At 57.0% G+C, this 26,966-nt stretch carries 23 protein-coding genes and 1 tRNA gene; 9 read left to right on the plus strand and 15 right to left on the minus strand.

What is annotated here, in order from left to right; all coding sequences use genetic code 11:
- Nucleotides 1-157: 157 nt before the first annotated feature.
- The 5 genes from lon to BJL95_RS19975 form a co-directional block, all read right to left on the minus strand.
- On the minus strand, nt 158-2,569 hold the full coding sequence (gene lon / locus BJL95_RS19955) for an endopeptidase La (RefSeq protein WP_071160453.1): 2,412 nt from the start codon (nt 2,567-2,569) through the stop codon (nt 158-160).
- 163 nt (nt 2,570-2,732) lie between these two features.
- The gene (gene clpX, locus BJL95_RS19960; protein WP_064031315.1) at nt 2,733-4,010 is read right to left on the minus strand and encodes an ATP-dependent Clp protease ATP-binding subunit ClpX; all 1,278 of its coding nucleotides are present in this window, start codon (nt 4,008-4,010) and stop codon (nt 2,733-2,735) included.
- Between the two features lie 96 nt (nt 4,011-4,106).
- Nucleotides 4,107-4,742, minus strand: a complete 636-nt coding sequence (gene clpP, locus BJL95_RS19965) for an ATP-dependent Clp endopeptidase proteolytic subunit ClpP (protein ID WP_064031324.1) — start codon at nt 4,740-4,742, stop codon at nt 4,107-4,109.
- Nucleotides 4,743-4,759: 17 nt separating this feature from the next.
- On the minus strand, nt 4,760-6,055 hold the full coding sequence (gene tig / locus BJL95_RS19970) for a trigger factor (RefSeq protein ID WP_071160455.1): 1,296 nt from the start codon (nt 6,053-6,055) through the stop codon (nt 4,760-4,762).
- 94 nt (nt 6,056-6,149) lie between these two features.
- Nucleotides 6,150-6,233 (minus strand) — tRNA-Leu (locus tag BJL95_RS19975).
- Nucleotides 6,234-6,424: 191 nt separating this feature from the next.
- On the opposite strand from BJL95_RS19975, the gene BJL95_RS19980 reads away from it, so the two are divergent.
- The gene (locus BJL95_RS19980) at nt 6,425-6,781 is read left to right on the plus strand and encodes a DUF192 domain-containing protein (RefSeq protein WP_217631715.1); all 357 of its coding nucleotides are present in this window, start codon (nt 6,425-6,427) and stop codon (nt 6,779-6,781) included.
- A 59-nt stretch (nt 6,782-6,840) separates the two neighbouring features.
- Here BJL95_RS19980 and topA read toward each other — a convergent pair whose 3' ends face one another.
- From topA to BJL95_RS20000, 4 genes are read right to left on the minus strand one after another with little or no spacing between them, the layout of a single operon-like run.
- Nucleotides 6,841-9,159, minus strand: coding sequence for a type I DNA topoisomerase (gene topA, locus BJL95_RS19985; RefSeq protein WP_071160459.1), 2,319 nt, complete (start codon nt 9,157-9,159; stop codon nt 6,841-6,843).
- A gap of 15 nt (nt 9,160-9,174) precedes the next feature.
- The gene (locus BJL95_RS19990) at nt 9,175-9,642 is read right to left on the minus strand and encodes a DUF494 family protein (RefSeq protein ID WP_071160461.1); all 468 of its coding nucleotides are present in this window, start codon (nt 9,640-9,642) and stop codon (nt 9,175-9,177) included.
- A gap of 9 nt (nt 9,643-9,651) precedes the next feature.
- Nucleotides 9,652-10,749, minus strand: coding sequence for a DNA-processing protein DprA (gene dprA / locus BJL95_RS19995; RefSeq protein ID WP_254786854.1), 1,098 nt, complete (start codon nt 10,747-10,749; stop codon nt 9,652-9,654).
- Nucleotides 10,750-10,789: 40 nt separating this feature from the next.
- The gene (locus BJL95_RS20000; protein ID WP_071160465.1) at nt 10,790-11,824 is read right to left on the minus strand and encodes a LysM peptidoglycan-binding domain-containing protein; all 1,035 of its coding nucleotides are present in this window, start codon (nt 11,822-11,824) and stop codon (nt 10,790-10,792) included.
- A gap of 260 nt (nt 11,825-12,084) precedes the next feature.
- On the opposite strand from BJL95_RS20000, the gene def reads away from it, so the two are divergent.
- From def to BJL95_RS20030, 6 genes are read left to right on the plus strand one after another with little or no spacing between them, the layout of a single operon-like run.
- Nucleotides 12,085-12,591, plus strand: coding sequence for a peptide deformylase (gene def, locus BJL95_RS20005; RefSeq protein ID WP_071160567.1), 507 nt, complete (start codon nt 12,085-12,087; stop codon nt 12,589-12,591).
- An 11-nt stretch (nt 12,592-12,602) separates the two neighbouring features.
- Nucleotides 12,603-13,529, plus strand: a complete 927-nt coding sequence (gene fmt / locus BJL95_RS20010) for a methionyl-tRNA formyltransferase (protein ID WP_071160467.1) — start codon at nt 12,603-12,605, stop codon at nt 13,527-13,529.
- Nucleotides 13,526-14,818, plus strand: coding sequence for a 16S rRNA (cytosine(967)-C(5))-methyltransferase RsmB (rsmB, locus tag BJL95_RS20015; protein ID WP_071160469.1), 1,293 nt, complete (start codon nt 13,526-13,528; stop codon nt 14,816-14,818). The genes fmt and rsmB overlap by 4 nt, the downstream gene beginning before the upstream one ends.
- The gene (locus tag BJL95_RS20020) at nt 14,793-15,434 is read left to right on the plus strand and encodes a DUF4390 domain-containing protein (RefSeq protein ID WP_083386175.1); all 642 of its coding nucleotides are present in this window, start codon (nt 14,793-14,795) and stop codon (nt 15,432-15,434) included. The genes rsmB and BJL95_RS20020 overlap by 26 nt, the downstream gene beginning before the upstream one ends.
- Nucleotides 15,416-17,572: an ATP-binding protein gene (locus BJL95_RS20025; protein WP_071160471.1), complete on the plus strand. Its 2,157-nt coding sequence runs from the start codon at nt 15,416-15,418 to the stop codon at nt 17,570-17,572. Before BJL95_RS20020 ends, BJL95_RS20025 begins: the two co-directional genes overlap by 19 nt.
- Nucleotides 17,569-18,930, plus strand: coding sequence for a sigma-54 dependent transcriptional regulator (locus BJL95_RS20030; RefSeq protein WP_071160473.1), 1,362 nt, complete (start codon nt 17,569-17,571; stop codon nt 18,928-18,930). The genes BJL95_RS20025 and BJL95_RS20030 overlap by 4 nt, the downstream gene beginning before the upstream one ends.
- Nucleotides 18,931-19,007: 77 nt before the next feature.
- Here the strand turns inward: BJL95_RS20030 and BJL95_RS20035 are convergent, their stop codons facing one another.
- On the minus strand, nt 19,008-19,520 hold the full coding sequence (locus BJL95_RS20035) for a copper resistance protein NlpE (protein WP_368086615.1): 513 nt from the start codon (nt 19,518-19,520) through the stop codon (nt 19,008-19,010).
- Nucleotides 19,521-20,105: 585 nt separating this feature from the next.
- Between BJL95_RS20035 and rplM the strand changes: the two genes are divergently transcribed.
- Together rplM and rpsI are read left to right on the plus strand one after the other, a co-directional pair.
- Nucleotides 20,106-20,534: a 50S ribosomal protein L13 gene (gene rplM, locus BJL95_RS20040; protein WP_064029603.1), complete on the plus strand. Its 429-nt coding sequence runs from the start codon at nt 20,106-20,108 to the stop codon at nt 20,532-20,534.
- Between the two features lie 15 nt (nt 20,535-20,549).
- A complete protein-coding gene (gene rpsI / locus BJL95_RS20045) occupies nt 20,550-20,939 on the plus strand; it encodes a 30S ribosomal protein S9 (RefSeq protein ID WP_064029605.1) in 390 nt (129 codons plus the stop codon).
- Between the two features lie 253 nt (nt 20,940-21,192).
- On the opposite strand, the gene BJL95_RS20050 is transcribed toward rpsI, so the two are convergent.
- From BJL95_RS20050 to BJL95_RS20070, 5 genes are all read right to left on the minus strand, one after another.
- Complete coding sequence (locus BJL95_RS20050; RefSeq protein ID WP_254786855.1) at nt 21,193-21,609, minus strand: hypothetical protein; 417 nt, start codon at nt 21,607-21,609, stop codon at nt 21,193-21,195.
- Between the two features lie 287 nt (nt 21,610-21,896).
- Complete coding sequence (locus BJL95_RS20055; protein ID WP_071160476.1) at nt 21,897-23,060, minus strand: HlyD family secretion protein; 1,164 nt, start codon at nt 23,058-23,060, stop codon at nt 21,897-21,899.
- The gene (locus BJL95_RS20060; protein ID WP_071160477.1) at nt 23,057-24,484 is read right to left on the minus strand and encodes an efflux transporter outer membrane subunit; all 1,428 of its coding nucleotides are present in this window, start codon (nt 24,482-24,484) and stop codon (nt 23,057-23,059) included. The genes BJL95_RS20055 and BJL95_RS20060 overlap by 4 nt, the downstream gene beginning before the upstream one ends.
- Nucleotides 24,481-26,043, minus strand: coding sequence for a DHA2 family efflux MFS transporter permease subunit (locus tag BJL95_RS20065; RefSeq protein WP_254786856.1), 1,563 nt, complete (start codon nt 26,041-26,043; stop codon nt 24,481-24,483). The genes BJL95_RS20060 and BJL95_RS20065 overlap by 4 nt, the downstream gene beginning before the upstream one ends.
- Nucleotides 26,044-26,051: 8 nt before the next feature.
- Nucleotides 26,052-26,798, minus strand: coding sequence for a hypothetical protein (locus BJL95_RS20070; protein ID WP_139306351.1), 747 nt, complete (start codon nt 26,796-26,798; stop codon nt 26,052-26,054).
- Between the last annotated feature and the right edge of the window lie 168 nt (nt 26,799-26,966).

Genomic DNA, 26,966 nt, shown 5'->3' on the forward strand with positions numbered 1-26,966 from the left:
TATTGCTCTGCAAACAAGCGGTTTGTGCCAACCGGCTATCCACCAACCCGATGACGGTCTCTCTGGTGTAGAGAGGCCGCCATTTATATCAACCGCCCACAAGCCGTGTCAAGCGTTGCAGTCCTTGATTTACAAGGTTTCCCGCTTGGTCGAGCCGTCAGTGGGCAACGACGCCCGGCTTGATCGGGTCAACTTTACCGCTCGGAGATTCGGCAATCTCCGCCACCGGAGAAATCGGGGTCGGCAGATGCTGCAAGGCCAAGCCGAGAACCTCGTCTATCCAGCGTACGCACTTGATGGTCAGATTGCGTTTGATGTTCTCCGGAATCTCTGTGAGGTCTTTTTCGTTCTCAGCCGGAATAACCACCGTCGTAATGCCGCCACGATGCGCCGCCAACAATTTTTCCTTCAATCCCCCGATCGGCAACACCTCGCCACGTAACGTAATTTCTCCCGTCATCGCCACGTCGGCGCGTACCGGAATTTTCGTCAAAGCCGAAATAATCGCGGTGCACATGCCAATACCCGCACTGGGGCCGTCTTTCGGGGTCGCGCCTTCCGGGACGTGGATATGAATGTCGGTTTTTTGAAAAATGTCGCTATCGATACCGAGGATATCCGCGCGGCTACGCACCACCGTCACCGCCGCCTCTATCGACTCTTTCATCACGTCGCCCAACTTGCCGGTCGCCAGTTGCTTACCCTTACCCGGCATAACCGCGGTTTCGATGGTCAACAACTCACCCCCGACTTCAGTCCAAGCCAAACCGGTGACCTGACCCACCTGATCGTTATCCTCGGCCATCCCATAGCTAAAGCGCCGAACGCCCAAGTACTTATCCAAGTTCTTGTCATTGACGACGATTTTCGACTTCCTGGGCTTGAGCAAAAGATCCTTGACGACTTTGCGACAAATTTTGGAAATCTCGCGCTCCAGACTGCGCACGCCAGCCTCGCGGGTATAGTAGCGAATGATGTCCTTGACGGCAGATTCGGAAATTTGAATCTCGGATTCAGCCAACCCGTTATTCTTGATTTGCTTGGGCGCTAGGAATCTGAGGGCGATGTTAATTTTTTCATCCTCGGTATAGCCGGATAAGCGGATGATTTCCATCCTATCCATCAACGGCGCCGGGATATTCATCGTGTTCGCGGTGGCAACGAACATAACGTCGGACAGGTCGAAATCGACCTCCAGATAATGATCTGAAAAGGTATGATTCTGTTCCGGGTCCAAAACCTCCAACAATGCCGAAGCCGGATCGCCACGAAAATCCATAGCCATTTTATCGATTTCGTCCAGCAGAAACATCGGATTGCGAGTTTTGATCTTAGACAGATTTTGCAAAATCTTGCCAGGCATCGAACCGATATAGGTGCGGCGATGACCGCGAATCTCGGCCTCGTCGCGTACGCCGCCCAACGCCATTCTCACGTATTTTCGGTTAGTGGCCCGCGCAATCGACTGTCCCAGAGAAGTCTTGCCGACACCCGGAGGGCCGACTAGGCACAGGATAGGCCCTTTTAATTGCTTAACGCGCTGCTGAACGGCCAAGTATTCGAGGATGCGCTCCTTGACCTTTTCCAAACCGTAGTGCTCTGCTTCCAGAACCTCTTCCGCCACCTTCAAATCGTGCCTCACCTTGGTTTTCTTTTTCCAAGGTACATTGACCATCCAGTCGATGTAGTTTCGCACCACGGTCGCTTCCGCCGACATTGGCGACATCATTTTCAGCTTATTGAGTTCCGCGGTCGCTTTGGTTTTCGCCTCGGCGGCCATCCCCGCCGCCGCAATTTTCTTCTCCAGTTCCTCGATTTCGTTGCTGGCTTCATCCATTTCGCCGAGTTCTTTCTGAATCGCCTTCATCTGCTCATTCAGGTAATACTCTCGCTGATTTTTCTCCATCTGCTTCTTAACCCGGCCACGAATCTTTTTCTCCATTTCCAGAATATCGACCTCGCCTTCCATCAAGGTCATCAGATTTTCCAGACGCGCGGCGACATCGACCAACTCCAGCATGGCTTGTTTTTCATCGACCTTCAGCGCCATATGCGCCGCCATCGTGTCGGCTAAGCGACTGGGGTCATCGATGCCGGCCAAGGAATTCAAAACTTCGGGCGGAATCTTATTGTTCAGCTTGACATACTGATCGAAGGAGTTGATCGCGGTTCGCTGCAACACATCCAATTCCTGCTCGGAAACATTGATTTCGTCTTCCAATTCGACGACGCGAGCCGCGCAATAGTTTTCGACTTCTTGATATTGAATGACCGAGCAACGTTGATTGCCTTCCACCAACACCTTGACAGTCCCATCCGGCAGTTTGAGCAACTGCAGAATGTTGGCCAGGGTACCGACCTTATACAAGTCGTCAAAGCCAGGGGCGTCTACATCCGCTTGCTTCTGTGCCACCAGCAAGACTTGCTTGTCTTGTTTGATCGCCGCATCGAGAGCATCTATCGACATTCCTCTGCCGACAAACAGCGGTATGACCATGTGCGGGTAAACTACCACGTCTCTGAGCGGCAGTACGGGAATTAATTCGTCTGTGGATTTTGAATGGGTCATTGGCTTAGCCCTCTTGAGCAACTGAAAACTGACTGTAATCCTATATGAGGTTGATGTTTCAGAAAACAAGTATTTCCGGCGAAACAAAAAAAAGAGGCGCTTATCCGAAGATAAACGCCTCTTTTCGCCGCAGATCGGGCTTAAAAGAGCAAAAATTGAACCATCATATATCGGAGGCGGCCATTTTCTGCTCGGTCTCGTACACCAAAATCGGCTCGGACTTGCCAAGTATCACCGTTTCGTCAATAACGACCTTGGCGATTTTTTCGTTGGAAGGCAATTCGTACATCGTGTCCAGCAGCACGTTTTCGACGATGGTTCGAAGACCGCGGGCGCCGGTCTTGCGCTCCATGGATTTGCGGGCAATCGCCGACAACGAATCGTCGCGGAACTCCAATTCGGCACCTTCCATTTCGAACAAGTGCTTATATTGCTTGATCAACGCGTTTTTCGGCTGAGTCAGAATTTGAATTAATGCATCCTCATCCAACTCATCCAGCGTAGCGATCACGGGCAAGCGTCCAACGAACTCCGGAATCAAACCATACCGGATCAGGTCCTCGGCGCGCACGTCCGCGAAGATCTCGCCAACATTGCGTTTGTCGTCCTTGGTTTTAACGTCGGCGGAAAAGCCAATGCCGCCTTTTTCGGTACGGTGTTTAATCACTTTGTCCAAACCTGCAAACGCGCCACCGACTATGAACAATATGTTCGCGGTGTTGACCTGCAGAAAATCCTGCTGGGGGTGCTTGCGGCCGCCTTGCGGAGGCACGGAAGCCACGGTGCCTTCGATCAACTTCAACAGCGCTTGCTGCACGCCCTCGCCGGACACGTCGCGCGTAATCGAAGGATTATCCGATTTGCGGGAAATCTTGTCGATTTCGTCGATATAAACGATACCGGTCTCCGCCTTTTCGACGTCGTAATCGCATTTTTGCAATATTTTGAGGATGATGTTCTCGACATCCTCGCCGACATAACCGGCTTCGGTCAGCGTCGTGGCGTCCGCGATCGTGAACGGAACGTCCAGCAATCTGGCCAGCGTTTCGGCCAACAGCGTCTTACCTGAACCGGTTGGACCGATCAGCAAAATATTGCTCTTCGCCAATTCGACATCCGATTTTTTGCTATTGCTACGCAAGCGTTTGTAGTGGTTGTAGACGGCAACGGCCAAGATTTTTTTAGCCTTGTCCTGACCGATCACATAGTTATCGAGTTCCGCCTTGATTTCTTTCGGCTTGGGCAGGGCCGCGGACGATCCGGACGACAGTTGGTCTTCCATCAATTCGTCGCGAATAATTTCGTTACATAATTCAACGCATTCGTCGCAGACGTAGACGGATGGGCCGGCGATTAGCTTCCTGACTTCGTTTTGACTCTTACCGCAAAAAGAACAGTAAAGCAGCTTCTCGTCGTCTTTACCTTTTTTGTCTCTACTCATGGACCAACTCCATCCAAACAGATCGCTTCATCGTTTCGATGAACAATTAAACAAAACCAAGCAGGGCGCGGCACCTATCAGCGCCGCGCCTTGCTATCACGCAATACGGCTAGCCAACACTTTATCGATCAAACCGTATTCGACGGCTTGGTCGGCGCTGAGAAAATTGTCCCTATCGGTATCTTGCTCGATTTTTTGCAAGGTCTGTCCAGTATGATTGGCTAAAACCTTGTTCAAACGATCGCGAATCGCCAGAATTTCCCGCGCATGAATATCGATATCGGACGCCTGCCCTTGGAAACCGCCCAAGGGCTGGTGAATCATCACTCTGGAATGCGGCAGGCAGTAACGCTTGCCGGCCGCGCCGCCCGCCAACAGCAAGGCTCCCATACTGGCGGCCTGGCCGATGCACATCGTGCTGACGTCCGGTTTGATGAACTGCATCGTATCGTAAATCGCCATCCCGGCCGTTACCGAACCGCCCGGCGAATTGATATACAAATGAATGTCCTTGTCCGGATTTTCCGATTCCAGAAACAACAGTTGGGCCACAACCAGATTAGCCATGTAATCCTCAACCTTGCCGACCAGAAATATCACCCGCTCTTTCAACAGACGGGAGTAAATGTCGAACGATCTTTCCCCACGGGCTGTTTGTTCAACCACTATAGGCACCAACCCGCCAGCGGCCTGGGGTGCCATCATATCGTTCATCGCATTTTGGTTAAACATCATAAGCCCTCATTTAGTTAACGTTTTTCCATAACTTCATCAAATCCTACCGTCACGTCGGTGATTTTAGCCTGACTTACTATCCAAGCAACAGCCTGATCTTCCAAAACCATCTGCTGAACCTCGTTCAATCGGGCTTTATCCGCGTAGTACCAATTGATGACGTCTTCCGGACGCTCGTAACTTTTTGCCATGTCTTCAACGACTTCCCGCACTTTATCGGCGTCGACTTTAATCTCGTTCTTCTGAAGAATCTCGCCCAAAATCAAGCCTAGCGCGACGCGACGTTTTGCCTGCGCCTCGAAAGTATCGCGGGGAAGATTCAGGTCTTCCAGCTTCAACCGCATGTTTTTGGCACGTTCGGCGTAGGGCTGCATCAGAGCTTCGACTTCTTGATCGATCAATGCGTTCGGAATCGTAAACGTGATGTTTTCGAACAAAGCATCCATCGCGGCGGTTTTCAATTTGTTTTTCAGTGCGTTGACCAACTCCCGATCCATATTGGCGCGAACGTCCGAACGGAAGGCCGCAAGCTCACCCTCTTCCACTCCATAAGCCTTGATGAACTCTTCGTTGACTTCCGGCAAGACCGGTTCTTCGATTTTAACGAGTTCCACCTCGAACTCAGCCGGTTTGCCCGCCAGTTTCGGGTTGTTGTACTGTTCTGGAAAAGTCGCTATAAAAGTCTTGGTGGCGCCGACCGACAAACCCTTCAATTCGTCTTCAAAACCGGGAATCATTTGCTTGGCGCCAATTTCGACTTTGTAATTCTCGACTTTACCGTCGGTGAAATTCTCGCCTTCGGAGACACCCGAAAAATGAATCGTCACTTGATCGCCTTCTTGCGAGGCCCTCTCGGTTTCCGCCCAAGTTTTCTTTTGTTGACGCAACTTTTCGATCATCGCATCGACATCCGATTCCTCGACCGTGGCGTTCGGACGCTCGATTTGCAGCGCGGATATGCCATCCAGGGTCACTTCCGGGTAGACTTCAAACTCCGCGACGTACTCGAAACCCTCGGTCTTTTCGCTGGGATGGATATGCGGATGACCGGCCGGCACCAGCTCCTGTTGCTGAAGAGCTTCGAAATACGTCGTTTGAATCAAATCGCCGGTGACTTCTCCGCGCACTCGCTCGCCGTACAGTTTCCTGATCATGCTGGCGGGCACCTTACCCGGCCGAAACCCATCCACTTTGACTTCCCGCCCCAAGCGCTTCAAACGAGTTTCCATTTTTTCCTGAACCACGGCGTCAGGAATGCTGACGGTCATTTTTCGGCTTAATTCGGATGTCTTCTCGACAGAAACTTGCATTGCATTACCTCGAACAAATTAAAAAAATAAATGGGGGAATCGATCAGCGGAGCCAGCTAAAGACTTGGACGCAGTATCCATGCGTAAGAGACTATGGTGCGAGCGGGGAGACTCGAACTCCCACGGGGTTACCACTGGAACCTAAATCCAGCGCGTCTACCAATTTCGCCACGCTCGCAAAATAAATGAACGCGGCATTATAATCAGCCGCCCCCCCAAACACAACCCGGCCCGTCTGATTCCGGCATGACTCTATCCGAAACTCGCATTTTATTGCTACTGATGTGGCTAACGACTTTTTCCTGCCGCCTTGAAGCCGCGTCCCAAGATTCGGGTTTCAACACTTTGATCAACTTGCCCGACCAACACTTGGCATTGTGGGTTTCTGTCGCGGCCGATCGCGACAGCCGCGAAAGAGGATTGATGCACAGACGGGAATTGGGGCGACGAGAAGGCATGTTGTTTGTTTATCCAAGCGCCAGACGCATCTCGATCTGGATGAAAAATACCTTACTACCGCTGGATGTGCTGTTCTTGGACGACAGCGGCCGCGTCGTCGCCATCCTTGATAATTTGCCGCCCTGCCGCAGGGATCCGTGCCGGGTTTACCAAATGGCACGCGCGACCAAGTACATGCTAGAAGTCAATGCCGGCTTCGCGGCGGACAACGGAATATCGATCGGCCAAGCTCTCGCCTTGCCCGAAGTCCCTTATGTGGAGGAATAACCGGAAGCGTCTAGTTTTTCAGGCCCACCCGCCAACGCCACCGATTACCCCAATCGAGTTTAAGCGGGTCCGTTAACATCGTCAGGATCGCCTTCGTACGGCGTTGCATATTTACACTCTTTTTGCGGGCAAACTTTTTCCGTTCCGCGCCGCTTAGTGGTTTTCAACGTCAAAATCGGCCAATGACACTCCGGACAGGCTTCCTTAATCGGCGCGTCCCATAGCGCGTAGTCGCATTTGGGATACTCGGAGCAGGAATAGAAAATTTTGCCGCTACGAGCCTTGCGCTTAAGGATATTGCCTTGCTTGCACTGCGGACACTCAACACCGGTGTCCTGCGGCTTTTCCAGCGGTTCGATGTGTTTGCACTTGGGATAGGCACTACACCCCAGAAACTTGCCGTATCGCCCAGTCTTGATGACCAACGGCGACGCGCACTTCGGACAATCGCGACCTTCGGCCACCTCCGGCTCGGCAGTTGTCGCGCTGCTCTCCTCGCCGATATTTCGGGTATAAGAACAGGTTGGGTAATTGGTACAGCCGATGAAACGACCGTTACGCCCCAAACGGATCGACAGCGGGCTACCGCATTCCGGACAGGCCTCGTCTATGCTTTCCTGGGTCACATCCTTGCGCTGCACACTCTCTTCTTTCTCGTTAATCAATTGCGTGAACGGCCGCCAAAAGTCGTTCATCAACGGAATCCAATCCTTCTCGCCGCGCGACACCGCATCCAAGTCGTCTTCCAGATTGGCGGTAAAGCTGTAATCGACGTATTTGGTGAAATGTTCGGTCAGGAACTTGTTGACGATGCGCCCGACATCGGTCGGATAAAACCGCTTATTTTCTATCGTCACGTATTCGCGATTTTGCAAGGTCGAGATAATCGTCGCGTAAGTGGACGGACGACCGATGCCGTGTTCTTCCAGAGCCTTGACCAGACTCGCCTCGCTGTAGCGCGGTGGCGGCTCGGTAAAGTGCTGCGTGGCGGCGATTTCGTTCAACACGACCGGGCGCCCTTCTTCCATTGGCGGCAACAGGCTATCCTGATCGTCGGCGGCTTCCTTGCTGTCGTCGACACCTTCCAGATAGACTTTCATGAAACCGGGATTCGTCACCGTGGAGCCGGTCGCGCGAAACACGTTCTTTTCGCTGCCGCAATTCAGATCGACCGCCACTTGGTTCAAGGTCGCATGGATCATCTGGCACGCGACGGTGCGCTTCCAGATAAGATCATAGAGTTTGAATTGCTCCGCACTGAGCCGACCTTTTACCTGCTCAGGCAAACGGTGCACCGAGGTTGGCCGAATCGCCTCGTGAGCTTCCTGAGCATTTTTTGATTTGGTTTTAAACTGCCGAGGCTCCTTGGGCACATCCGCCGCGCCGTATTTTTCGGCGATCAGGGCACGGATGTCGGCGATGGCTTCGTCAGCCAAATTTACCGAGTCGGTACGCATATAGGAAATCAAACCGACGGTCTCCCCGCCCAGATCGATACCCTCGTAGAGTTGCTGCGCGACCATCATCGTCCGCTTGGTAGTAAAACCCAGCTTACGTGCCGCTTCCTGTTGCAATGTCGAAGTAATGAATGGCGGCGCCGGATTCTTGCTTCGCTGCTTTTTTTCCAGCTTGGCGACGATCAATTTGCCGTCGGCCTGCTCCAGCAAAGCTTGCTTGACCACGGTGGCAGCTGCTTCGTCGGTAAAACTGAATTGATTGAGTTTCTCGCCGTTGTAGTACGTCAGCTTGGCTTTGAACGGCTGACCTTGCGCACTGGCATCGGCGGTATGCGACCAATATTCGCGAGTTTTGAACGCCTCGATTTCCAGTTCGCGCTCGACGATCATCCGCAACGCCGGACTTTGCACGCGACCGGCCGATAAACCGCGCCGGATCTTTTTCCACAACAGCGGCGACAGATTAAAACCGACCAGATAATCCAATGCTCGCCGCGCTTGCTGGGCGTTGACCAGATTATTGGAGAGCTCCGTCGGATGGGCGATCGCTTCGGTGACGGCTTTTTTGGTAATTTCGTGGAAGACCACCCTCAGAACTTCCTTATTCTTGAGCAGTTTCTTTTCCTTCAAATGCTCGTAGACATGCCAGGAAATCGCTTCACCCTCGCGGTCAGGGTCGGTCGCCAGATACAGCGTATCGGCATTTTTCAGAGCCTTGCCGATTTCCTGCAAGTGGCGTTGATTTCGGTCGATGACCTGATACTTCATCGAGAAATCATTCTCCGGATCGACGGCACCTTCCTTGGGAATCAGATCTCGAACATGGCCGTAAGAAGCCAGAACCTGGAAGTCCTTTCCAAGGTATTTTTCAATGGTTTTACATTTAGCCGGAGACTCTACGATGACTAAACTCTTGCTCATGCTATCCGTGTACTATCAATGCAAAGAAGTCGGAATCAGATCGTAAACGATGTCTTCCATTCTGGAGAAAGCGGCGCTATCACCGGGCTGACTCAGCAGTACCATCAGCACGATCCATTTCAACTTGTCCAACGTGATCTCTTCTTCCTTCAGCGCCATCGCCCGATCAATTGCAATCTCTCGGTTAGCCGGACTCAAGATACCGGTGTGCTCCAGATACATCAGAAAGTTACGGCATTCCAGATCAAAAACGACCATTTCCTGACTGCCAAATATCCGAAAGGACGGGGAAGCGATCGTCGAGATAGTTTCAATGTCGGCCAGCGACTCCAGCCAATCGAAGGCTCTATTGACATCAGGCTGCTGAAAACCGGCATCCAGCAGTTCGCTGGCGATGACCGAAGTGTCGGGATAGTTGTCGCTATCGCCGTCGAGATAGTTTTCGAACAGATAGATGAGCACATCAAAAATGTCTTCTTTCATTAAAAGCCTTTACTTGATTCTGAGGTAGCTACCGCCGGCGACCCCGGCTATGTAGCCCTGCAGCTCCAGCACCAACAGCATCGACGACACTTCCTCCGCCGCCCAGCCACTGTTCCGGACCAACGTATCAACCGTTGTGGGGCTGTACGGAATCAAATTCAATAGATTTTGTTGTTCCAGGTCAAGCACCGTCTGCGGTAATTCGGGACCAGCCCGCATACTGCGTTGATTATATTGACCTAATTCCTCAAAAATATCCTCGGCGGTTTCCACTAATTTAGCCCCTTGCCGGATCAAACCGTTGCAACCGCGCGCCAGAGGATTGTGAATCGAGCCCGGAATCGCAAACACTTCGCGGTTTTGTTCCAGCGCCAATCGGGCGGTAATCAGCGAACCGCTCTGCTGGGCGGCTTCGACGACAAGCAAACCAACGCACAAGCCGCTAATGATCCGATTGCGCTTAGGGAAATGTCCTGCATTTGCGGTGGTGCCCGGCGGAAACTCGGAAACCAACGCACCTTTCGCGGCGATTTCGGTGGCCAGCGCTTTGTGACAAGCCGGATAGACTCTATCCAAACCGGTGCCGGCCACCGCGACGGTGTTACCGCCAACGCTTAACGCGCCCCAATGACTGGCGGCGTCGATGCCGAGCGCCATGCCGCTGGTGACAGTATATCCGGCCTCGGCCAGAGCTTTAGCGAATTCGGTCGCGGTATCCACCCCCGGCGGGGACGGGTTGCGACTGCCGACGATGGCCAACTGCGGCTCCAACAACAGCTCCGGCTTTCCCTTGACGAATAAAACCGGCGGCGGGTCAGCGATTTCCCGGAGCTGGGCCGGATATTCCTGATCATCCAGCGTCAACAGATAATTGCCGTCTTGCGCCAACCAAGCCAAATCGTAGTCGACGCGCTGCCAGTCCGGCTGAAGAACGGCATCGATTTGCCGTTCGCTAAAGTCGAGCGACCTCAAGTCGGCGCGGGACGCGGCCAACACTTCGGCGGGTGAAAAGTGCTCCAACAGCCGCCTGACCGATTTGCCGCCGATACCCGGCATCCGCAAAAGAGCCAGCCATTGTCGAGTTTCGGGATGCCCCGCGTCTTTCAAGCGTGGCCCGAAGGTGGGGTGGGTACTCGACCGCTCTGCGTCAAGGCGTTTGCACTCGATCCAAGGTATGCATCGCCGCGGTCGCCTTCATAACTAGCGCGTAACTGACCCGCTCGAACGGCCGAAACACCATCAGAACGCCGGCCTGTTCGTCCGGCATTTTCACCGGGACCGGCTGCTGAGACTGATAGCGATCCAGAATCATCTGACCGCGCCGGTATACATCCAGGGTATGCCCGGCTTCCAGGCCGTCGGCGCTACCCCGGTCGATGACCACGACATCGTGCTGACCGATTTGCGACACCCCCCCCATGACCCGAATGATGCTGCCGACCACCCGTTTTTCCGGCGGACGCGGAAAGTAGTTCAAGGCCATTTCGCCTGCCGCGGTCGGCATCAAACGGTCGCCGCGTTGAATCTCGGTATCCGACTTGTTGACCGCAAACGTGGCCGGATCGCCGATATCCTGCAGGGTCGCGTCGGCGACGAATTGCGCCTCGTAACCGAGAATTTCCTGACTCAGCGGGTCAACGTAGGGCTTACCCTGCCGGAAAACGGTATATCCCAGGCTTTGCGGCTCGTCGATACCCCGCACGTAAATGCCGTCGCCGGAACCGGCGATCAGATGTTCGCCGACGAAACCGATCACATACGGCGCGTTTTGCAACTCCTCGGCGCTGACCACTTTCGGCGAATTCAAAAACTGGACGATCGCATCGCTCGGAATCATCTGTACCGCGCGGTCTACGGCAGATTCTCGCACCTTGGGCATCACTTTTTCGTCGCCGCCCGGCGGTGTCAAACTCAGACGCGGCACGCCGTTGACGTAGGAAAAATAAAGCGTGTCGCCCGGATAAATCCAGTGCGGATCCTTAATCTGCGGGTTGTTGCGCCAAAGTTCCGGCCATTGCCACGGATGTTGCAAGAACTTCCCGGAGATGTCCCACAGGGTATCGCCCCTGACCACGGTGTACTGGTCCGGATGGCTGGGGTTGATTTGCAACTCGTCGGCCCGAACCGCGGCGCATGCCAGAGCCAGGAAAAGCAAAACTGCCGGTAAGGTGCGCGAAAACATAGGAAGTCCTGAATAAACCGAGCTAAATGACGACAAATGACAATTCCGAAACCGAAAATCAGCCTACCGACCGACCCCGAAATTTGTTGACCGCGACGCACGGTAACATGATGGATAACGGCGCACAGTTTAGATGATTTGCGATGGAATGCCAGTCCCGCGCCGGCGCGGCCGCCGGGGCCATCCCCGCTTCGCATTCAAAGCTAAGCCGATTTCGGATAAAATCGTCAGCTTACCGAGACAATCAACAGGAGCAATGGGTGAGTATTCTTAAGATCCTGGAATTTCCCGACAAACGCCTGCGCACGGTCGCCGCGGAAGTCAGCCAGGTCGACGACGACATCAAAACCCTGGTCGATGATATGCTGGAGACCATGTATGCCGCTAAGGGCGTCGGTCTGGCCGCGACCCAAGTCAACGTGCACCAGCGCGTGCTGGTCATGGACGTCAGCGAGAACAAGGACGAGCCGATCTGCTTGATCAACCCGGAAATCATCGAGCGCGACGGCGTCGAGGAATCCGAGGAAGGCTGCCTGTCGGTCCCCGGTTTTTTCGAGAAAGTCAGTCGTGCCGAGCATATCAAGGTCCGGGCGCTAAACCGCGACGGCCAAAGCTTCGAAATTGAAGCCAGAGACCTGTTGGCCGTCTGCATACAACACGAAATGGACCATTTGCTCGGCAAGCTGTTTGTCGATTACCTGTCCCCTTTCAAACGCAACCGGATCAAAGCCAAATTGGACAAAATCCACAAGTCTCAGGGCTTATAAAGGACTTCCCGATGAACATCGTCTTCGCCGGTACGCCGGACTTTGCGGTACCGACGCTGCAAGCCCTGATCGCTTCGCGGCATCGGGTCGTCGCGGTTTACACCCAGCCCGACCGCCCCGCCGGCCGGGGCCGCAAACTGACCGCCAGTCCGATCAAGGCCCTGGCGTTGGAACACGCCATCCCGGTCCACCAGCCGGAGAACTTCAAACAAGTCGGCGCTATTCAAGCACTGGCGACCCTGCAGCCCGATTTACTGGTGGTTGTCGCCTACGGCCTGATCCTGCCGCAAGCGGTACTAGACATTCCCAAATTCGGCAGCATCAACGTTCACGGTTCGCTGTTGCCGCGCTGGCGCGGCGCGGCGCCCATCCATCGCGCCGTGATGGCCGGTGACGCCGAGACCGGCATCACGATCATGAAGGTTGTCAAAAAGCTGGATGCCGGCGATATGTTGTACAAAGCCGTCTGCCCGATCGGCCCAACTTCGACCAGCAGCGAACTGCACGACCACCTCGCGCTGCTGGGCGCGGAAGGATTGGTGACCGTCGTCGATCAAATCGCCTCCGGCAACGTGGTCGCGGAGCCGCAGGACGAAGCCTTGGTCACCTACGCCCACAAACTCGAAAAAGCCGAAGCGATTCTGGATTGGTCGGAATCGGCCGATGCGCTGGACCGCAAAATTCGCGGCCTGAATGCCTGGCCGGTCGCGCAAACCAGCTTCGACGATCAAGTGTTGCGCGTTTGGCGGGCCGCCGTGGGAACCCGTCCTGTCGGCGGCCCGCCTGGATCGGTCGATTGCAGCGAGCACGCTTTGGATGTCGCCACCGGCGCCGGCACCTTGCGGCTGTTGGAAGTACAACTGCCCGGCGGCAAACGTCTGTCCGCCCGCGACTTTCTGAACGCCCATCCGGCCGACGGCGCGGTGCTGGGATTATGAATCTTCGCGGCTGCGCGGCGCAGATACTCGCCAAGGTCCTCGCCGACGGCGTTTCGTTAACCGCCGCGCTCGATGCCGGCCTCCCAAAAATCAAGGACCACCAGGACAAGGCCTTCGTCCAAGCCTGTTGCTATGGCGTGATCCGCCACTATTTCGCGCTGGAATTCATGCTCGGCAAACTGTTGTCCAGGCCGCTGAAAGCCAAGGATGCCGATATCAAGGCTTTGCTGCTGGTCGGGCTTTATCAGTTGCAGCACATGCGGGTCAAACCGCACGCGGCGGTATCGGAAACCGTCGCCGCCACTAGCCACAAACCTTGGTCCAAAAACCTGGTTAACGCGGTATTGCGCCAGTATCTGCGTGATGCCGAAGCCCTGACCGCCGCCTGCGCGGCCGATGAACAGGCCAGCTCCAACCATCCGGCCTGGATGATCGCCGCGTTTGCCGCCGACTGGCCCGACCACTACCCAAGGCTGCTCAGCGCCGACGACCACGCCCCGCCGATGATGCTGCGGGTCAACACCCGGCGCGGCGAGCGCGGCACTTATCTGGACGAACTGGCCGCCGCCGGCATCGCCGCCCAAGCGGTGGACGGTTGCGCGACCGCGCTACGTCTGGACCAAGCCTTGTCCGTCGAACAACTGCCCGGTTTCACCGACGGCCGCGTATCGGTACAAGATGCCGCCGCGCAACTGGCCGCCGAGTTGCTCGACGTGCAAGCCGGTCAGCGCGTGCTCGACGTTTGCGCCGCGCCGGGCGGTAAAACCGCGGCGGTCCTGGAAATGCAACCCGCGGCCGAGGTATTGGCGATAGACATCGACCCCGCTCGATTAAAACGGGTCGACGACAATCTGGCTCGCCTCGGCTTGACCGCAACGACGCTGGCGGCGGACGCCACTCGCCCGGATTCGTGGGCCGACGGCCGCCTTTTCGAGCGAATTCTGGTGGATGCGCCTTGCTCCGGCCTCGGCGTGATCCGCCGCCATCCCGACATCAAACTGCTACGCCGCGAGTCCGATCTGACGGCGCTGACCGCGTTGCAAGCGCAAATCCTCGACGCCGTATGGGGCTTGTTGGCGCCCGACGGCATCCTGCTCTACGCCACCTGTTCGGTTCTGAAGCGGGAAAACGAAGCGCAGATCGCGCAATTCCTGGCCAATCACCCCGAGGCTGTTGAACTTCCCATCGCCGCTCACTGGGGCTTGGCGCGTCCACACGGCCGGCAGATTCTGACCGGCGACCGGCAAATGGACGGATTTTATTATGCCAAGCTGCGGAAAACCGCTTGATACCGCGCTGAGCGACCCGGCCGGATACAGCGACACGCGGCGGCGCGTGCCAGGATACCTCAGAAATCGGCGCTGCTTGAACACCTTGATCTGGCTGATAACCGCCTTATGGCTACCCGCCGCCACGGCCGGCGATTACTCGGCCCGAATCGGCTACCCGCAATGGCAAACCGGCGAGCGTGGCTACACCGCCGGCGTGCAAATCGAATATCGGCTGAGCCCGACCGCCAAGGAAGCTCTGCATAAAGGCGTGCCGCTGACTTGGCGCGTCATTCTCGAGTTGCGCCATCCCGGCCCGTTGTGGGACGAAACCATCTACAACCGGGAACTGCGTTATACCCTGCAATTTCACGCTCTGCTAAACCAATACGCCGTCGAGACCGAAAATGCCGGTAGCGAAATGTTCTTAACCCTGAGCGCGGCCTTGGCCTTCATGGCATCGATCAGCGCGGACGTGGCGCCGCCCGGCGAAAATCCGAACTCGGCGCCGTTGCAGCTCGCGGTAAAAACCCGCTTCGACCGCGAGGCCCTGCCGATTCCACTCCGCCCGATGGCCTATCTCGACCATCGGTGGTTTTTGTCCAGCGACTGGTATTTATGGTCAATCCCAAAATAAAACTGCCGGCCAGTGCCTTGATCGTCATCCTGTTCGGGGTGGTCATGCTGCTGTTGCAATTGATGAGCAGCGCCAGCCAGGAATCGTCGGAACTCGGCGAAATGTATTCCTGGCTGCTGGTCATCAATACGCTCGGATCGATCATCCTGCTGGGCCTGGTCGTTTTCAACGCCTACTCGCTGGTCCGAGAACTGAAAAAGAAAGAAGCCGGTTCTCGGCTAACCACCCGGATGGTGTCGCTGTTCGTGTTGTTGGCACTGGCGCCGGCGGCTATCGTGTTTTATTTTTCGGTGCAATTCCTGCATCAAGGCATCGACAGTTGGTTCAACGTCGAAATCGACCGGGCGATGGACGACGCGCTGGAACTGAGCCAGTCGTCGCTGACCCAACGGATGAATTGGCATATCAAGCAAACCCAGCAAATGGCCGACAAGTTGCGCGGCAAGTCAGAGCATTTGATCGCGTTGGAAATCGGCTCGCTGTGGGCCGAATCCGGCGCGCTGGAGCTGGCGGCCTTCACCAACCAAGGCCGAATTCTGGCGTCGAGTAGCGTCAATCCCAGCGACATTCTGCCGCACATGCCGGACGAACAAATCTGGCTGCAACTGCGCCAAAACAAGCAATACTTCGCGTTCGATCCCGGCGACAACGACGACATGCTGGTCCGCATCATCGTCTCGTTGGAGCCGGACCAAAGCCGTTATCTGCAAGTGCTCTATCCGATTCCGCTGCGGGTCACCGACTTGGCCGACTCGATCGAGTTCGCCTTCATTCGCTACCAGCAGATGAATTTTCTACGCGACTCGTTGAAAACCAGCTTCTCGTTGATACTGCTGCTAGTGCTGTTGCTGAGTCTGCTGGCGGCGATCTGGGTGGCCTTCATCAGCATCCGCAACATCGTCGCGCCGGTCAAGGAGTTGGTCAAAGGCACCCAGGCCGTCGCCGACGGCGACTATCAGCAGCAATTGCCGGTGATGAGCCAGGACGATTTGGGCTTTTTGGTCGAATCCTTCAACCAGATGACCAAACGCATCGGCCGCTCCCGCGACGAAACCCGCGCCGCCGGTCTGGAAGTGGAAAATCAACGCGCCTACCTGGAAACCATCCTCGCCAATTTGACCGCCGGCGTGATCAGCTTCGACGCCCGCTACTACATCCGCACCGCCAATCAAGCCGCTTACCGGATTCTGCACATCCCGGTCAGCCATTTCGTCGGCCAAACCTTGCCGGAATTGGCAGCCAACCACGCCGAACTCGCCGACATGCTGACCGCCATCCAGCGCCTGCTGGAAAAAGCGGACGACATCTGGGAGCAGCGCATCGTCTTCCTCGGCCCCAACGGCCGCCAGGAGTTGCTTTGCCGCGGTACGCCGCTGTTTCAGCAGGACGGCAGCCGCACCGGCGCCGTCGTGGTATTCGACGACGTCACCGACCTGATTCAAGCCCAAAAGAATGCGGCCTGGGGCGAAGTGGCGCGGCGCCTGGCACACGAAATCAAAAATCCGCTGACGCCGATCCAGTTGTCGGCCGAACGCCTGCAGCACAAACTGGCGAAGGAACTCGACGACGCCGGCGCCGAATTCCTGCAACGCGGCACCCGCACCATCGTTCAACAGGTCGAAGCAATGAAGCGGATGGTGGACGACTTCTCGGAATACGCCCGGCCGTCCAAAAAACAAGTCGAAAAAATCAATCTGCTGGAATTGATTCAGGAAGTGCTGGCGCTGTACACGCCGTTCGGCATTAAATTCGATACTGATTTCAAGAATCAGCGGGTCATCGTCGAAGCCGACCCGGTCAGCATTCGCCAAGTGCTGCATAATCTGATCAAAAACGCGCAGGAAGCGACCGCCGAACAGTGCCGGGTGGCGATCAAGATCGCCAAGGTGGTGCGCAACAACGCCGAATACGTGGAATTAAGCCTGTACGACAACGGTAGCGGCCTGAACGCCGAACAGATCGAAACCATCTTCGAACCCTACGTGACCAGCAAGGCCAAGGGCACCGGCTTGGGTCTGGCCATCGTCAAGAAAATTATCGAGGAACACGGCGGCGTGATCTGGGTGGATACGTCTTATAATGCCGGGGCCGGCTTCATCATCCAACTGCCGGTCTTTGAATTCGGGAACCCTTCATGAACAAGCAAGCGCCCTTTATTTTGGTCGTCGACGACGAGCAGGACATTCGTCAACTGGTATCGGAAATTTTGGAAGACGAAGGTTACGAGGTGGCAATGGCGGAAAACGCCACCGAAGCCCGTAAGCTGAAAAACCAACGTCCGCCCAATCTGATATTGCTGGACATCTGGATGCCGGACAGCGACGGCATCACCTTGCTACGCGAATGGGTCGGAGAGGATAGCTCGCTATGTCCGGTGATCATGATGTCCGGTCACGGTTCGGTCGAATCGGCGGTCGAAGCCACTCGGCTGGGCGCCTACGACTTTCTGGAAAAACCGCTGTCGCTGGCTAAATTGCTGCTGATCGTCGAGCGGGCGCTGGAAACCAGTTCTCTGCAACGCGAAAACGCCGGCCTGAAACAACAACTGATGATCACGGTCGAGCCGGTCGGCAAGAGCGCCGTGGTCGAGCGCACCAAGGACAAACTGAAGCGTCTGGCCCAACACGACGCCCGGGTGCTGTTCGTCGGCGAGGCCGGCGTCGGCAAGGAAATGTACGCCCGTTATCTGCACAACGCCAGCTCGCGGCGCGACGGCCCTTTCGTCGACGTCTCGGTCGGCAGCATTTCGCCGGAAAACGCCGCCGTCGAGTTTTTCGGCCGCGAGGACAACGGCCGGATTTATCGAGGCTTGCTGGAACAAGCCCATCGGGGCACCTTGTTCCTCGGCGAAATCGGCGGCATGGACCCGGAAACCCAAACCCGCTTGCTCAGCGCGCTGGAATCCAGCTCCTTTCTGCGAGTCGGCGGCAGTCAGGCGGTCAGAGTGGATGTGCGCGTCGTCGCTTCGACGCGGTTAGCGCTGGACGAGGAGGTCAACAGCGGCCGTTTTCGCCAGGATTTGTACTATTTACTGAACGTGGTGACGCTGGACATCTCGCCGCTACGCGATCACAGCGAAGACGTACCGGCACTGTTGAATTTCTACGTCGATCATTTCGTGATGCACGAAAAATTGCCGTTCCGACGCTTCTCGATGGCCGCGCAAAATTATTTGCGCAACTACAGCTGGCCGGGGAACGTCCGCGAATTGCGCAATCTGGTGCAACGCCTGATGATTTTGGGCGCCGGCGACGACATCGAGCTGGACGAAGTCAAGACCGCGCTGGGCTCGATCGCGGAGCAACCCAAACTGGGCTCGAACGTGCCGGAATTTTTCAATTTGCCGCTAAAGGAAGCCCGCGACCACTTCGAAAAATCCTATCTGGAATACCACTTCGAAAAGACCGGCGGCAGCGTGGCCAAATTGGCGGCGGCTATCGGCATGGAGCGCACCCACCTTTATCGTAAGCTGCATTCGCTGAAGATCAAACTCTAAGTCAGCACCGGCGAGACCGACAAAAAACGGCCCCGGCAAGGCGGCGCGGAGATTGGTCGCCTCGCCGCCTGCTCGCGTTAATGAATATGCACTTCGCGGGATTTGGCTTTGTCGCTGCGGCGCAAGGTATAGTCGTCCTGATCGCCGGCCATCGGCTTGCCGTCGCTGTTCAGCAACACCAGCGTACTGTCGTCCTGAATCGTGAATTTCCGCACCGATTCGTCTTTCTTCGAGGTTAGCAGCAAGGTGTGGGACTTTTCGTCCCACGCGTATTTACCTTTGTCGTAATACTCCCGACTGGACTCCCTGGCGTATTGGGTTACCAACAAATAATTGCTTTTTGGTTTGAGCGACAACGTCATTTTAAAACCATCGCAATCCTTTTCCTTACACGGCAAGTAACCGTAGAACACGCCGCGAAACCCGCCGGTTTCGTCGGCCGGAGCGGCGTGAGCGGAATGGTCGACGCCTTGCTCCTGATGCCGACTCATTTCCCGCGCCTTCAGCGCTTTTTCCTGCAGTTGCATATCGGATTCGGCCCGGGCGACGTTAAACGAGGCCAAGCAGGCGCCGAAAAAAATCCATGTCACATTTTTTGTAATTGTTCTGTTTAATGTTTGCATAAGCGATTTTTCTGGTCTGTGCGTTAAATGATCGTTCTCGCGGCTCGCGATACACCGGCTGATTGACGAATCTCCCAAGCCGATCGAGAGTGGGCCGCTCACTGGAGCGCTATAGTATCCCGAGGCGGGCGATTATGACAGTTTCGGACTTGGTTCTCCGCGCCTTAGGCAAGACTACCAGTGAAATCGCCGTTATCAATACTGGACTTGGGTGCCGTTCGCGCGCTGTCTGGCGAACTGATCACGGGTCGCATCGATAGCCCGAGTTTTCCATCGATCGAAATTCGCCGCTGGACACCGTGTTTCGCTCTCGTCACCCAAAATCCGCGCGGCCAAAGGCCAAAGCATCCTAGGATCTCCCGCCGGTCTTGATAATAATCCGAAGTGACGACTATCGTTACGAACACCGCGCGCCAGGTGCTTACGCGATCGATGAAACACAAGCACACGGTTAAGCGTCGGTATTCAAACCCAAATAAACTTGAATTTGGCTTGACGTTTCAGTAGAATTCCGGGTTTTTATAGACCGCCTCAACCTTTGAGAAGCAAATAATGAAAACATTTAGTGCAAAGCCCGCGGAAGTTAAGCGCGACTGGTACGTGATCGATGCGGAAGGAAAGACATTAGGTCGCCTTGCTACTGAGATTGCACGCCGTCTTCGCGGCAAACACAAACCCGAATACACGCCGCATGTCGACACTGGCGACTACATCATCGTCATCAACGCCGAGAAAGTCGGCGTGACCGGCAACAAGGAAAAAGACAAAATGTACTATCGCCACACCGGCTACATAGGCAACATGAAGTCTGCTTCGCTGGGCAAATTGAGACAAACCTTCCCGGACCGCATCATCACAACCGCGGTACAAGGCATGCTGCCTAAGAATCCGTTGGGGCGGGCAATGTTCAAAAAATTGAAAGTTTACGCGGGTTCTGAGCACAATCATCAGTCTCAGCAACCCAAAGTTTTAGAATTCTAAGCAGGTAGATAGTTTATGGCAGCTCAGTACTACGGAACAGGTCGTCGCAAAAGCTCGGTCGCGCGCGTTTACGCCACCATCGGCTCAGGCAAATTCACCATCAACAGCCTCCCTGTTGAGCAATATTTCGGTCGCAAAACCGACGAGATGATTGCCAGACAACCGCTGGAGTTGTTGGGCAAAACCGCCGACTTCGACGTCAACATCCTCGTTAGCGGCGGAGGCCCATCTGGTCAAGCCGGTGCCATCAGACATGGCTTGGCTCGCGCCCTAATCGAATTCGACGAAGTATTGAGATCGCCCCTGCGTAAAGCCGGTTACGTAACTCGCGACGCCCGTGTCGTCGAACGTAAAAAAGTCGGTCTACACAAAGCCAGAAAACGTCCGCAATACTCGAAACGTTAATCGGTTCTACCAAAAAAGCCGCTGGAAAGCGGCTTTTTTGTGTCATTAAATTTGGGGCAACCGATTATTCGGCCACAAAATCCACCCCGAAAACTAAAACCTACCCGGCCCGAAACCGTTTTTCCGGCCAAGCCGAATCGCGTTAAGCAATCCGGTCACACTGACTCGACAACCTCAAATGCGCTAGACTATCGTCAATCGCGACGCCAGTGGCCGCGACGCGAGCCAGTCGCAAGACTTAGCCGAGCGAGCCTTAATTGATCGCGTGTTGCCGATCGGGAAACAACGCAAGCACCATTGCCAGATGCTCCGGCGCATCGAACAAAATGCTTCTCTCGGCGAAAAAGTCGCCGGCGGCTTCAATCGCATCAAGCATCACCGCAACCACGTAACGCTCGGCGTGAGACGACGCCACCATTTTCTCGGGCACCGCCGATTCGACCCGCAAAACCTGCATCGACTCGTCGAAAGAATGCAAGCGCAAGCCGTCGAAATCGGCTTTTTCGACCCGGCTCGGCAGCATAAACACAATATCCACGACCGGCATGCGCTTCTGCAGATGATGCTCGCGCAGTCCGGCCAGATCGATGGCAACTTTGGTAATGGCCTTGGCGATCGCGCTGTCTTCCAGCGCGCGGTCCGGCATCATGGAGGCAATATGTAAGGTCATGGCACACTCTCGACAATGGATGGTAAACCCATTCAGCAAAAGCCGTTCCAAATTGTAGGCGATCTCTGAAAATAGGCGAACCGACCGTCGCGGCCCAGCATTGCCCGGCACTTCCTGCCCAAATCCGAGTCTTTCGCGAACGCCAGATTGTGCCAAAGCCAACAAAGTCGGGCGAAGCTGCTATTCGAGCAACGACACCCGACCACGCATGGAGCTACCCATAGAGAACAGCTCAATGCCTTTTTGTAATCTCGCCGATGCCTTGCCAAACCAATACACCCCATTTGCTACCACCGGTTAGCCGCGACAATCGACGCGATCGCATCTTCCACCCCGGCTAACTCGTCGTCGTAAACCATGGTTCTATACTCGACGGCAGTCGTATCGACCAGCGATTGTCCGGGAGTTTGACGATCATCGGCAACCAATTCGATTCGAGTCAGCGTCGACAATCCCGGCTGTAGCGGCCGCTCGGCCAGTTCCACGCTGTCCAGGACCACCCGGACCGGCACCCGCTCGGCGACATGAATGAAATTGCCGGTCGCGTTATCGGCCGGCAATAACGCAAACACGCTGCCGGTACCCGGCAGCAAACCCTCCACGCGACCGTGATAAAGCCGGTCCGGATAGGCATCGACCCGGATTTCGGCCTGCAGACCCGGACGAATGCCGGCTATGCGGTTTTCCGGCACATTGGCCTCGACCCACAAACGATCCACGGCCACGATGGTCAATAACGCGATGCCCGGTTGAACGCTATCGCCAACCCTCGCCTTACGTTTGGCGACGACACCTGCGACGGGCGCGCGGACTTCCCGACGCCGGTACTCCAAATAAGCACGACGCAAGCGTTGCTTGGCTAATTCGACGGCAGGATGCTCGGCAATGTCGGTGGTTCCGAGTTGCGCCGCCAATTCGGTTTGTTCCGCGCCGACTTCGAACTCCGCCGCTTCCAGCTCGCGGATTTTATCTTCGGCATTTTGCACTTGCTGTTCGGATACCGCGCCCTCGTCAATCGCCAAACGCATACGGTTGAGGTCGTGACGGACCGCCGCCAATGCCGCGCCGCGCACCGCCAAGCGTTGGCGCAAGGTGTCCCGCTTCGCCGCCAATGCCGCGATCCGCCGAATCGCATCCGCCAACTCAGCCTCGGCTTGACGCAAGCCGATTTCGGCATGCCGGCCATCCAGCCTGACCAACAACTGACCGGCCGCCACCGCTTGCGTGTCCTCGGCCAATATCTCCACCACCGTGCCCGCCGTTTGCGCCTCGACCCCAACCACATGACCGGCGACAAAAGCATCGTCGGTACTCACCCAGTGTCTATCCAGCCACCAGCCGCGCGCGGCATAAGCCGATGCAACCGTTACGCAAGCGATCAAGGTCCACCGCAAGCGCCGATTGCGCCGACGCAGGGCCGCTCGGGGACCGAGTCTGGGGATTTCGCTCATCGGCCAACCGACAGGACTTGGTCTTCCTGAAAACCGCCGCCCAAGGCTTCGCACAACGCGACAACCGCCTTAGCCCGCGCCGCTTGCGCCGTGGCAATTCGCCAGTGCAGCCTATCGACGACAACGGCGGCCTGAAGCGGGCCGGAGGCATCGCTTAAGCCCGTTTGCCGCAAAATGTCGGCCACTCGCTTGGTCCGTTCCGCATCCGCTAGGTTTTGGGCTAGCGCTTCAGCGGTGGCGTGCGCCTCACGGCCACGACTCACGGCATCGACGACCTCGCGCGCCGCCGTCGACAATGTCGCATTGTAAAACTCGACCGCCGCGTCGTAACCAGCCTCGCTATCGGCCAAATTAGCGCGCAGCCGACCACCTTCGAACAGCGGGAATGTCAACGACGGCCCAACCGCGTACGCCAGACTCGTACCGTGGAATACCACGTCGGTTAGGCTAACGCTATGCAAGCCCGCCAAGCCGATCAAATTCACGTCCGGATAAAACTCGGTTTGGGCGACATGCACGGCTTCCGCAGCCGCCTCGGCACGTAACCGCGCCGCGCTGACATCGGGTCGGCGCGCCAACAAATGCAACGGCAAATCGGCCGGCAAACCCGGCCAAGCCGGCGTCGCGTGCTCGACGCGGATATCCTCCCCCCAATCCGGGCCGCGCCCGGCCAACGCCGCCAGCAAATGCCGCCCGAGTTCGACCGAAGCGCCGGTCGCCGCCAAGCTTGCCTCGGATTCGCCGAGGTCTATTTGCGTGTTCAGCCAGGGCGCATCGCCGCTCAAACCGCTGTCGCGCCGACGGGCCGCCAGGGCCAGCAACCGCCGGCGACTGTCCAGCAAGCGTTCGCCGACCAAACGTTGTTGCTCGGCCGCGACCAAGTCGAAATAGGCTCGGGCCACGCTACCCGCCAACATTAACCGGGCGTCCGTCAATTCAGCGGCGCTAGCTAACGCGCCGTCCACGGCCTGCTGCAATTCGGCGCGATCCCTACCCCAAAGATCCAGGTGATACCGTAACACCACGGGATCGATTAATAATTGCCGAAACTGCTCGCCGGCCAGTTTCGCCTGAACGCTGTTGGCCGAAAACCGCTGAGCACTGAAAGCGACATTGGCGCTCACGGTCGGATAGAGTGCCGCGGCCTGACCGTCGACCAGCGCCCGCGCCTGCCGCAAACGAGCGGCGGCAACACCCAGGTCGGGATTGTCCGCCAACGCCGTTTCGATCAGCCGATCCAGTTCCGGACTGCCGAATTGGCGCCACCAGTCCGATACCGGCCAAGCGCCGGTTTGCGCATCTCGCAAGGTTTGCGTCATCGGCGGGAGCGAAATTTGCTCGGCGGCCGGCCGGGATTCGCCAAACCGGGCGCATCCGCCCAACCCCGCTAGCGCAACGATCCAAACCCAGCCGGCGAGTTTCACGCGTTTTCCTCCATGACCGCTTCCTCGCGACCGTCGCGCCAATCGGCCAGCGCCGAGCGCACCCGCGTCGGCCGCGCCAGCCAGACCAGCGCCGCCAAGATCGCAAAGCCGCAACCGGCAAGCCAAAACGCATCGTCGATACCCTGGATCGCCGCTTGCCGCGCGGCCGCTTTCGCTAGCCTGGCCAAGCCCCGATCGTCGGTATAGCCGGCCGCCCGCCACCACGACGCGGCCCGTTCGGCGGCCACGCTATCGGCTCCCATCCACTCAGCGTAATGAACGGCATGTAGCGGCGCGCGCCGATAAAGTACGCAACCTTGCAAGGTAATACCGATCGCGCCGGCCGCGATGCGCAACGCGCCGGCCAATTCCAGCGCGGCGGCGTGACGCCGCGCCGGTAAATCGTGCAGCATCAGCGCGGTTAACGGCACGAAGAATCCGCCCAAGCAGGCGCCTTCCAGCAATTTCGGCCCCAACAGCGTCGCGAAGGCCGCGCTATCGTCGAAGCGGCTCAACCAAAAATAGCACACCGAAAATCCGGCCAGGCTCAAGCTCGCGAGCCAACGGGCGTCCACGCGCTTGACGATTTCATGCATCACCGCCGCGACCGGTTTGGCGAAAACCGCCATCGGCAAGAAAACCAGGCCGGCCAACCACGACGAGTAGCCCAAATTCAGCTGCAATTGCACAATCAGCAGCGACAACAATCCCTGGAACCCCAAAAACCCGGCGCACAATACCGTCAATCCAATCGCGAAATTGCGACGGGTCAATAGCCGTAAATCCAGATAAGGTCGGCGAGTTGAGCGCGCCCGTCCTATCCAGACCGCGAATGCCAACAACGTCGCCAGCCCTAAGACGATTTGCGAATCGGCCCGCCACCAATCGACGTCGTTGCCGCGATTCAATAAAGTCTGTAAACCGAACCAGGCCGTAACGCAACTCGCCAACCCCAGCCCATCGAAGCGCAACCGGGCAACGGCTACCTTGCGCTGGTATAGCAAGGCCGCGACCAGGCCGGCAATGCTCAACGCGATCGGCACATTCGCCCAAAACAGGCAGCGCCACCCCCATTCGTCGGCGATCCAGCCGCCGATCGGCGGCCCCAGGCTGAACGGCGTCAGCGTAAATACACTCCAGACGCCGACACCGACCGACTTTCCGCGCGCTGGATATTCGTTCAACAGCAAAGTCTGCCCGGCCGGCAGCGAAATGCCGCCACAAACGCCGAGTAAAATTCGCGCTGCCAGATAGCGCGCGTAGCCGTCCGCCGCGGCGCACAACCAGGATGCAACGGCAAAACCGACCAAGGCCGTCACCAGCACCCGGTAGTCGCCGACGCGTCTGACCAGCCAAGCGCCCAACGGATAAGCCAGCGCCAGTGCCATCATGTAATCGGTCTGGGTCCAGGTCGCCTCGCTGGGCGCGATACCCAGACCGCCGGCGACGCGCGGCAACATGGCGATGTAGGCCCCGGCATTGAAAATCACCAGCGCATGCGCCAACCCCAAACAGGCGTTGAATAAACCGAAGCGCCATCCCCGCAGGCGTCTTAACATGCGCCCGCTCATCGCGGCCCGGCGGAACCGGCCGGCAACCCGTCGTCGAGTAACGCGCCACCCAGTTTTAGCGTCGCGCTCTTGAAGGCGGCACCGTCCACGGTTAACGAGGCGCGCGCTTGCGGATCGACCAAGGTACATTCCGAGCTACCGCGCCCGGTCACCCGGCCGCTGGCCGGATCGATCCATTTCCATAACAAACGTAGCGACAATTGATCGTCGAAGGTTCGCCAGCCAAACATGCCCAATTCCAGCACTTTGTCGGCGACGCCGACAGGGTAGACGGCGGCCGGCGCGGCGTACCATGCCTGGACCGTCGCGCGCCAGCGCGCCGGATCGGCGGTTTCCGGAGCCAACGGCAAGGCGGCGATTGCACCCGCAACGTTGGCGTAGACACCTTGCGCGCGCAAGGTCAGCGCGGCCCGCTCGGCCAGGGCCGGCAGCGGCGACCAATCCGGGCCGGACGACGCGATCGCATCGTCGCCGGTGAGCGCACCGCTGGTTAAAATCCCGCCGGGCAAGCGAAACGCCGCCCGGTGAACCGGGAAGTCCAAGGCTTGATGACGAATCTGGCGGTAAGCCGGTTGACGTTGTTCGATCAGGTCTGGCCAGACCTCCAGAGGCGGCGCTTGCAACGGCACGACCAACACCGAAACCGGCGCCACGCCCGAATCCGCCGCCTGCTTCGGGCTGGTCGCCGCGCAGCCGGCGGCCAGCCACAATCCGGCAAGCGCCGATGCGGCCCGGATAATCACGGTTTGACTCCCTGTTTTACAACGTCGCCCAGGCGCGTTCCCGCGTGGGGCCATAGCTTCTAAATCGGACATATCGACTTCCCCCAGAATATTGGGAATCGCGGGACGCAAAAAACACTCAGCCAAATAACAGCGAATCGCTTTCTATTCGACGGTGACCCACTATAA

This window comes from Methylomonas sp. LWB (assembly GCF_001856095.1).
Taxonomy (GTDB): Bacteria; Pseudomonadota; Gammaproteobacteria; order Methylococcales; family Methylomonadaceae; genus Methylomonas; species Methylomonas koyamae_A.